Here is a 2,013-nt window from a genome sequence, read left to right on the forward strand (position 1 = left end):
CTCTGACCAAAGAGGCAATTGACCGTCTGATATCATGGGCATCCGGCCTCGGAGCCTCCTCCATCCGGCTCCAGTCAGATCACAGGATCGGTATCGGGCTGCATGGCAAAAATTACCAGGTGACACGGCAAAAGCTGCTCAACACTGACACGAAAACTGCCCTGCGCCATTTTTTCCGTTCTGAAGACGGGGCATCCCTGATTGCGCGCAAGGAGCATATCAACATATCGCACTGCGTCTGGCCCAATCGCCGGGCACGTCGCTACTCGTTTCGCATACAGGCGCATGGATGCCGTGTCGGTGTCAGCGAAGGCATGTCGATCATCCTGCGTCCCCTGGCCGATATCCCCCGCCCGCTCGAGGAACAGGAGGTCGAGCCAGAACTGATCGAGGCCATGAACCAGGGATCGGGCTTCTATCCGGTCTGTGGCCCGACCGGCAGCGGCAAAACAACCCTGCTGGGCGGCTTCGTGCGGGACTGGCTCGAAGACCCGAACGAGCATCGCAATATCATCGAGGGTTCCAAACCGATCGAGATCCTTTACGATCTGGTGAAGCAGCCCTCGAGCCGGATCGACCAGACCGAGATCGGCGCTCATTTTCACAGTTTTCCCGACTTCATCGAAGCGGCCGTAAGGTCCGAGCCGACCGATATCATCGTAGGCGAGTGCAACAACACACAGACGATGATGGCCGCACTTCAGGGCGGCATATCGGGTCATGCCCTGTTGACCTCGCTTCATACGAACGATCCTGCCTCGACGATGCAGCGCATCATCGGTCTGTGCCCGCCTGACCAGGCCGGCTCGATGACACTGGCCGCGGCGGAGGGGATGCGAGTGATCGTCAATCAACGCCTGCTGCCGTCAACGGACGGCAAACGCACGCCGATCCGCAGCTTCATCCGCTTCAACCACGCAAGACGCTCCCGGCTCCTGGATGCGCCGGTCGAGCGCTGGCCGGGTCTCATACGCGAGATGGTGGACAATGAAGGCCAGAGTTTCGCCAAAGCCATTGCGCGGGCGCATTCCGAGGGACGCATCTCGGACGAGGTCGCAGGGCGTGCCAGCCGGAGGGAGGACTGATGAACGTTCCTGAAACAAGATTGCCCAAGACAACGTGGCGCTACACGGCCGAACCGATCATGCTGCTTTTCGTCGATGGACGCGCCCTCATCTTTGGCAGCATCTGGTTCCTGTACCCCGCCTGGTGGACTTTCGCGATTTCGGGTACCGGGGTTCTGGTCTTCTCGATCCTGGGCTGGTTCAGGATCACGCCAGCCATTGCGCTTCGTATCATGCGTGTGTGGTGGTTTGGCCCCATACGCCCCCATATTCCTGCCTACCGGCAACGGGATGCGATCCGATGACGACGATCGCCACCAGTCACCTCTTCGACGCGATGACCGCCTATGCCTTCGAACAGGGCTACAAGGTCACGGAAGGGGCGCATCGTCTACCGGCCGCACCGGAACGGTGGTTTGCGGCCGTTCTCTGTGCGGCCGACGCCCGGTTGAGGCAGGAGGGCGGCGGCGGATGCCGTGTCGGGTTGCGGCAGATGCCCGTCGCCGAGGGATCATCCAACGGAACCACCGTGCCCTCGATTGTTGAGACGCCCGATCTGGGTACGCTCATCGAGACCATGCACGACATCCTCGTCTCGTGCCGCGATCCGGAAGGGTTCATTGCCCTCGAGCGCATCCTCGAGAAGGAGCGCGCGCTGGCATGATACGTCCCCTCGTCCTCATAGCCCCCATCATTGCGGGCATCGTGTCTCTCACGACACCCGCGCGCGCCTCGACGAGCGACACCGAAGTCGCTGACTGCCTCTACGCGGCCGCAGCCGTCCATCATGTGCCGGCGACGCTCCTCTACGCCATTCTCGGCGTCGAAGGAGGCAGGCTCGGGGCAGTGTCGCAAAACACGAATGGCAGCGTTGATATCGGCCCCATGCAGGTCAATGATCTTTGGCTCCCACAGCTCATGATGCACTGGTCCGCCTCGCGCGAGGCGG

At 61.5% G+C, this 2,013-nt stretch carries 3 protein-coding genes and 1 pseudogene; all 4 read left to right on the forward strand.

Going from position 1 to position 2,013, the window contains the following annotated elements:
- Positions 1 to 1,085, forward strand: a 1,085-nt coding sequence (locus P792_RS0117875; protein ID WP_084331032.1) for a type IV pilus twitching motility protein PilT, incomplete at its 5' end; no start/stop codon positions are given.
- Entirely contained in the window at positions 1,085 to 1,369 is a 285-nt protein-coding gene (icmT, locus tag P792_RS0117880) for an IcmT/TraK family protein (protein WP_023977715.1), read from the forward strand. The genes P792_RS0117875 and icmT, both read left to right, overlap by 1 nt.
- Positions 1,366 to 1,728, forward strand: a complete 363-nt coding sequence (locus P792_RS23470) for a hypothetical protein (RefSeq protein ID WP_023977716.1) — start codon at positions 1,366 to 1,368, stop codon at positions 1,726 to 1,728. The genes icmT and P792_RS23470 overlap by 4 nt, the downstream gene beginning before the upstream one ends.
- Positions 1,725 to 2,013: pseudogene (locus P792_RS37325) on the forward strand (hypothetical protein); the annotation flags it as partial. The gene P792_RS23470 and the pseudogene P792_RS37325, both read left to right, overlap by 4 nt.

It is taken from the genome of Asaia sp. SF2.1, assembly GCF_000505765.1.
GTDB classification, from domain to species: Bacteria; Pseudomonadota; Alphaproteobacteria; order Acetobacterales; family Acetobacteraceae; genus Asaia; species Asaia bogorensis.